7 protein-coding genes are annotated in these 6,014 nt (G+C 73.6%); 3 read left to right on the top strand and 4 right to left on the bottom strand.

Annotated features, from left to right (window positions below; all coding sequences use genetic code 11):
* Nucleotides 1-593, bottom strand: a 593-nt coding sequence (locus FVA95_RS27115; protein ID WP_161992488.1) for a glycosyltransferase family 2 protein, incomplete at its 3' end; no start/stop codon positions are given.
* Nucleotides 594-999: 406 nt separating this feature from the next.
* On the opposite strand from FVA95_RS27115, the gene FVA95_RS27110 reads away from it, so the two are divergent.
* Nucleotides 1,000-2,292 (top strand): competence/damage-inducible protein A, encoded by a 1,293-nt coding sequence (locus FVA95_RS27110; protein ID WP_149666650.1) that lies wholly within the window; start codon nucleotides 1,000-1,002, stop codon nucleotides 2,290-2,292.
* A gap of 67 nt (nucleotides 2,293-2,359) precedes the next feature.
* Here FVA95_RS27110 and FVA95_RS27105 read toward each other — a convergent pair whose 3' ends face one another.
* The 3 genes from FVA95_RS27105 to FVA95_RS27095 form a co-directional block, all read right to left on the bottom strand.
* Nucleotides 2,360-2,959, bottom strand: coding sequence for a superoxide dismutase (locus tag FVA95_RS27105; protein WP_149666649.1), 600 nt, complete (start codon nucleotides 2,957-2,959; stop codon nucleotides 2,360-2,362).
* A gap of 262 nt (nucleotides 2,960-3,221) precedes the next feature.
* On the bottom strand, nucleotides 3,222-3,773 hold the full coding sequence (locus FVA95_RS27100; protein WP_149666648.1) for a DUF1697 domain-containing protein: 552 nt from the start codon (nucleotides 3,771-3,773) through the stop codon (nucleotides 3,222-3,224).
* 18 nt (nucleotides 3,774-3,791) lie between these two features.
* Nucleotides 3,792-4,580, bottom strand: coding sequence for an FAD-dependent monooxygenase (locus FVA95_RS27095; protein ID WP_240051764.1), 789 nt, complete (start codon nucleotides 4,578-4,580; stop codon nucleotides 3,792-3,794).
* Here FVA95_RS27095 and FVA95_RS33310 point away from each other — a divergent pair.
* Nucleotides 4,563-4,844, top strand: a complete 282-nt coding sequence (locus tag FVA95_RS33310) for a hypothetical protein (RefSeq protein WP_240051763.1) — start codon at nucleotides 4,563-4,565, stop codon at nucleotides 4,842-4,844. The genes FVA95_RS27095 and FVA95_RS33310 overlap by 18 nt on opposite strands.
* 202 nt (nucleotides 4,845-5,046) lie before the next feature.
* Nucleotides 5,047-5,514: a MarR family winged helix-turn-helix transcriptional regulator gene (locus FVA95_RS27090; RefSeq protein ID WP_240051762.1), complete on the top strand. Its 468-nt coding sequence runs from the start codon at nucleotides 5,047-5,049 to the stop codon at nucleotides 5,512-5,514.
* Nucleotides 5,515-6,014: the final 500 nt, after the last annotated feature.

The following is a 6,014-nucleotide window of genomic DNA, read 5'->3' as shown; positions in this document are numbered from 1 at the left end:
AGGACGGGGCCGGAGACGCAGGCGAGTTCGGGGTCGGCGGCGAAGGCGCCGGCGATGCGGGAGGCCCAGGCGGGGTCGACCTCGGTGTCGTCGTCGGTGAAGGCGACGATCTCGGTGCGGGCCTCGGCCAGACCCCGGTTGCGCCCGACCGAGGCCCCGCGGCGCGGCTCGCGGACGTAGCGGACCCGTGGGGACCCGGCCGCGGCGACGGCGTCGCGGGTGAGCTCGTCCGGCGGGTCGTTGTCGACGACGACGACCGACAGCGCCGGGTGGTCCGAGGCGAGGACCGCGCGCAGGCAGCGGGCCAGCGACTCGGGGCGGTTGCGCGTCGCGATCACCACCGTCACCGGGTCGCTCGCCACCGGTGCCGGGGTCACCTCCTCGGGCGGACCCAGGGTGATCAGCGCGGACCGCAGCTCTGCGATCGTGGCGCGTCCCCCGCGCAGCGGCACGGTCACCTGCCCCTGTGGAGTGCCCCCGACGGTGACGAGCAGACGGGCGGCGTGGAAGCCCGGGTCGACCCGCAGATCACGCAGCGGGCCGAGCCGGTCCAGTTCACCCACCCAGGTCGCGGCGTCGTTCGGCGCAGACATCGCTGACATGGGTCACAGTGTCGGGTATGCGAGCTGTGCTCACACTGAGAGTGCGCAGTTGCCGGATTTCGGACACTGTGCGTGTGCGCGGTCGCGGAGTTCACCGGATGCGGTGCGACGGACGGCGTCGGCGCAGGTCGGAGCCGTGGCGCCCGATCATGCGCCGTACGGGTGACGACGGAGGCCGCGCAGCACGGTTGCCCACGGCGCTCCCGGGGCAAGACGAGCGGCATTGGTGCTGCGACGACACGCCGTAGAGGTCCGGTTTCGGACGTGTCGAACCTCTCGCGTCACCTGAACGGGTGGAAAGTCCACACCGGACGATCCCTCGACGCCTCGGACCAGCACCGATGGTGACCTCGCGCGGGACGGGGTGCGGGTGTCCGGGCGCGGGTAGGTTCGGATCATGAGCGAGTCCCGCCCCACCGCCTCGGTCCTGGTCACCGGGAGCGAGCTGCTGACCGGCCACGTCGCCGACGCCAACGGCCCCTTCGTCGCCCGCTCCCTCGGCGAGCTCGGCTTCGCCGTCTCGCGGGTCCTGCTGGTGGGGGACCGCGCCGAGGACCTGCGCTCGGCCCTGGAGTTCGTCGCCTCCGACGATCTCGTCGTCACCTCGGGCGGGCTCGGACCGACCGCCGACGACCTGACGGCCGAGGTCGTCGCCGAGTTCGCGGGAGCGGAGATGGAGGTCGACACCGCGCTGCAGGGTCGGATCCACGACCGGGTCGCCGGTTGGGCGAGCCGCGCCGGCTGGGCCGGCCCCGCGCTCGACGCGGCGACGGCCAAGCAGGCCAGGGTCCCGCGCGGGGCGAGCGTCCTCGAACCGGTCGGGACCGCGCCGGGACTGGCCGTCACGCGACCGGGCGGGCCGCTCGTCGTCGTGCTCCCGGGGCCGCCGCGGGAGCTGCAGGGCATGTGGCCCGCCGCGCTGGAGTCGGCGCCGGTGGCGGAGCTGCTGAGCCGGGTGCCCCGCGCGGAGGCGACGTCGCTGCGCTTCGCGGGGCTGCCGGAGTCCGAGATCGCCGAGACGCTGCGCGTCCTGGGGACCGAGCTCGACGTGTCCGGGGTGGAGGTGACCACCTGCCTGCGCCGCTCGGAGCTGGAGGTCGACCTGCATCCGTTGCCCGGGGCCGAGTCGGCGGCCCGCGAGCTGGCCGCGCGCATCGTCGACCGGCACCGCCGCGCGCTCATCAGCGACGACGGCAGCACCACCGACGAGCTGCTCGCCGAGGCGCTGGGCGCGAAGGGCTGGACGGTCGCGACCGGCGAGTCCTGCACCGGTGGGCTGCTCGCCGGGCGGCTCGTCGACCGGGCCGGGTCGTCGGCCTACGTCGCCGGGGGCGTGGTCGCCTACTCGAACGAGGCGAAGACCGCGCTGCTCGACGTCCCCGCCGCGCTCATCGAGGCGCACGGGGCCGTGTCGCCGGAGGTCGCGCGGGCGCTGGCGGACGGTGCGCGGGCGCGGTTCGGGGCGGACGTCGGCGTCGGGATCACCGGCGTCGCGGGCCCCGGTGGGGGCACCGAGGCCAAGCCCGTCGGCTACGTCTGCTTCTGCGTGACCACCGCCGACGGCCAGGTCATCGCGCGCGACCCGCAGCGGCCCGGCGGGCGGGCCGACGTGCGCGAGCGCTCGGTCGACCTGGCCATGCACCTGCTGCTGCGCGCCACCGGCGTCACGGGGCCGGGCGCGCACCGCTGAGCGCACCCTCTCCGCACGACGCCCCGCCCGGGGGACCCGGACGGGGCGCTGCGCGGTGCGGGGAGGCTCAGCCCTTCGCGGCGGCGAAGCGCTGGGCGGCGTCGGCCCAGTTCACGACGTTCCACCAGGCCTTGACGTAGTCGGGCTTCACGTTCTTGTACTGCAGGTAGAAGGCGTGTTCCCACATGTCGAGCAGGACGATCGGGGTCTGTCCGGCGGGGAGCTGGGACTGCTGGTCGTAGAGCTGGTGGATCAGCAGGCGGCCGCCGAGCTGGTCGTAGCCGAGGATGGCCCAGCCGGAGCCCTGGATGGTGGTGGCGGCGGCGGTGAAGTGGGCCTGGAATCCGTCGAAGGAGCCGAAGTCCTCGTCGATGGCGGCGGCGAGGTCGCCGGTGGGCTTGTCGCCGCCGTCGGGGGAGAGGTTGTTCCAGAAGGCGGAGTGGTTGACGTGGCCGCCGAGGTTGAACGCGAGGGTCTTCTCGAGTCCGACGATGGCGCCGAAGTCGTTGCGGTCCCGGGCCTCGGCGAGCTTGTCGAGGGTGGTGTTGAGGCCCTGGACGTAGGTGTTGTGGTGCTTGGAGTGGTGCAGCTCCATGATCTCGGGCGCGATGTGCGGGGCGAGCGCGGAGTAGTCGTAGGGCAGGTCCGGGAGCGTGTACTCGGCCATGGTCCTCTCCTGGGTCGGGAACGCGCGGCGGTGTGCCACGTGGATTCACTCGCCACTATGTAGCAACTGCCGACTACCCGCGACCGGCCACGCGCACGCGTGGACGGATCGATCCGCCACATGTACTCTGCTGCAAGTCACTTGCAGGAATGCGGGTGACGCGGTGGAGATCGTTCTGGCAGCTCGACATCCGCCGTCGACGGCGCCGTGGCGTCGCGTCCGATCGGGCGCGGGCCACGGCTTCGTCGCGTCCCGGGAACGCTCAGTCCAGGAGGTCGACGAGCTTCCGGACGGTGGCGAGGTTGCGCATCGTGCCGCCCTGGTCCGGCGCGGTCGTGCGGGCCGAGATCCGGGTGGCGAGCTCGCTGCGGCCCAGCCCGTCGGGCAGGTGCAGCCACACCGTCCGGCCACGGGCGACGGCGTCGCCCCGGCCGTCCTTCGCTCGCTCGGCCGCCAGCGCGGCCGCGATCCGCTCGTGGTCGTCGGGCGGTGGACCGGCCCGGAACAGGACGTGCAGCTGCTTCGGGTCGGTGACCTTCGGGAACGGGTTCGCCGCCACCGCGGTGAGGTAGTCGGCACGGCCGAACACGACCACCGGGCGCTCGATGTCGAACTCCTCCAGCAGCGCCGCGGCGATCGTCGCGGCGACCTCGTCGTCGTCCGCGGGGCTGGTCAGGGCTACGTTGCCGGACTGGATGTGGGTGACGACGTCGGCGCAGCCGCGTTCGCCGAGCACTCGGCGCAGGTCGGCCATCGGGACCTTCCCGTGGCCGCCGACGTTGATCCCGCGCAGCAGCGCGATGTGGGTACGCACGCCGGAATGGTGCCGCGGCTACGCGGCGGCCGGGAGGGTGAAGGCCGAGGCGGCCTCGCGGATGCGGTCGCCGGTGGGACCCACCGGCTCGCGCAGCGTCGCGTCGCGCCGCTCCAGGTCCTCGGCCGTACGGGGCGCGACGAGCCCGCCGCCCCCGGTGGCGAGGGCCTGGTTGAGCTCGACGAACCCGCGCAGTCCGTCCTCGTAGGCGGCGAACGCGCCGGTGTGGTCGGGGGCCGCGGCCAGCTCGGCGGCGAGCACGTAGGCCCCGACGAGCGCCATGCTCGACCCCTGCCCGCTCATGAACGACGGCGCGTAGCCCGCGTCGCCGACGAGTGCCACCCGGCCCGACGACCAGCGCGGCATCCGGATCTGGCTGACGACGTCGAAGAACAGGTCGTCGGCGGTGCGCATGGTCGCGACCATCCGCGGGATCTCCCAGCCGTCCCCCGCGAACACCTCCGCGACGAGGTCGCGCTGGGCCTGCGGGTCCCGGCAGGCGTCGAACGGCGGGTCGGTGCGGGCGAAGTTCAGGAGGCCGTGCACCTCGGGGGCGTCGCCCGTCGCGTAGAGGATGCCGGCCCGGCCCGGCACGTTCCAGATGACGCCCTCGTGGGAGAGGTCGAGGTGGTTCGGCATCGTGAAGCCCGCGAAGCAGTATCCGAGGTAGTGGTGGAACTGCTCCTCCGGCCCGAAGGTGAGCGCCCGGGTGGCCGAGTGCAGCCCGTCCGCGCCGACGACCAGGTCGAACGTCCGCTCGGTCCCGCTGTGGAAGGTCACGTCGACGCCGTGGTCGTGGTCGGCCAGGCTCGCGATCGAGTCCCCGAAGACGAACTCGACGTCGTCGCGGACCGCGTCGTACAGCGCGCCGGCGAGGTCGCCACGCCGCAGCTCGACGTCGCGGCCGTGCGTCCCACCGGTCGCGGCCTCCGGGTCGACGGTCGCGATGGGCGTGCCGTCGGGGGCCAGGAAGGTGAGCCGCTGCGAGTCGACGTGCGCCGCGCGGACGCGGGGGAGCAGGCCATCCGGTCGACCACCTCGATCGCGGTGCCCCGGACGTCGATCGGGTAGCCGCCGCCGCGGACCGCGCCGGCCCGCTCGACGACGGTGACGGTGAAGCCCCGGCGGTGCAGCCAGTAGGCGAGCGCGGGCCCCGCGATGCTCGCCCCGGACACGAGGATCGTCCCCTTCACGATGTACCTGCCTAACTTAGGTATCTTTTTCCGACGACGCCGAACATATACCTAACTTAGGTATCTATCAAGGGGGACCTGTGTCCGAGGACCCGATGCTGGCCGGGCTGCTGCCGCGGATCACCCAGCTCAGCGCCGTCCTGACCCGGGGACGCGTGGTCGAGCGAGCGGTCGCCGCCGCGGACATCGACGTCGACCGTCCCGCGCTGTCGGTGCTGATCACGCTGCACACGGCCGGCGGCCCGCTGCGGGTGGGGGAGATCGCCACCCGGATGCAGGTGGTCGGGCCGCACGTCACCCGGCAGGTGAACGAGCTGGAGCGGCGCGGCCTGGTGCACCGCGTCGCCGACCCGGCCGACCAGCGGGCCCGGCTCGTCGAGATGACCTCCGGGGGTGCCGACGCGGTCGGGCGCTACCTGCGCGAGGTGCTCGGCTGGTTCTCCGGTGCGATGGCGGGCTGGTCGGAGCAGGACCGCGCCGACCTCACCCGGCTGCTCGGGCGGATGGTGGACGACCTCACCGCGCAGGTCGAGGAGGAACCCTCCTGAACCCGACGGTCACGACGGACGGTCGGCGGCGGCCAGGACGGCGTCGGCCAGCTCCGCCGGGGTGAGCCGGTCCGAGCGCAGGACCAGCGTCCCCGCCGGCTGCCGGCCCGCGGCGGCGGGTCGAGCCGGCTCAGGGCCCAGTCGAGGGCCGACCCGTCCGGTCGGTGGTCACCGGGTGGCGGCGTACGGGCGCGGAGCCGGCCCCGCAGCACCTCGGGGGCGGCGTCCAGGAAGACGTGCAGGACCTCCTCGCCCGCGTCGGCCAGGCCGTCGAGGATCTCCGCCCGGTAGCCGTCGCGCAGGAGCGACATCGGGACCACCAGCGTCCGCGCGTGGTGCCTGCGCAGGGACAGGGCCGTCGCGACGACCAGCTCCCGCCAGCTCGGCAGGTCCTGGAAGTCCTCGCTCGGCGGGAGCCACTTCCTGTCAACGGCGGGTTGGGAGTAACCCCGTAACGACGGATTGGGACTGACCCCCTTGTCGGGTGTTCAGTCGTTGCT

The sequence above is a fragment of the Pseudonocardia sp. EV170527-09 genome, from assembly GCF_008369905.1.
Classification (GTDB): Bacteria; Actinomycetota; Actinomycetes; order Mycobacteriales; family Pseudonocardiaceae; genus Pseudonocardia.
Note: the sequence above shows the minus strand (reverse complement) of the source record. Positions and strands in the feature narration are given on the sequence as shown.

What these genes read in the sequence shown, in the direction of transcription:
- FVA95_RS27105 (WP_149666649.1), bottom strand. Translation starts at nt 2,959, where the DNA reads ATGGCCGAGTACACGCTCCCGGACCTGCCCTACGACTACTCCGCGCTC.
- FVA95_RS27110 (WP_149666650.1), top strand. Translation starts at nt 1,000, where the DNA reads ATGAGCGAGTCCCGCCCCACCGCCTCGGTCCTGGTCACCGGGAGCGAG.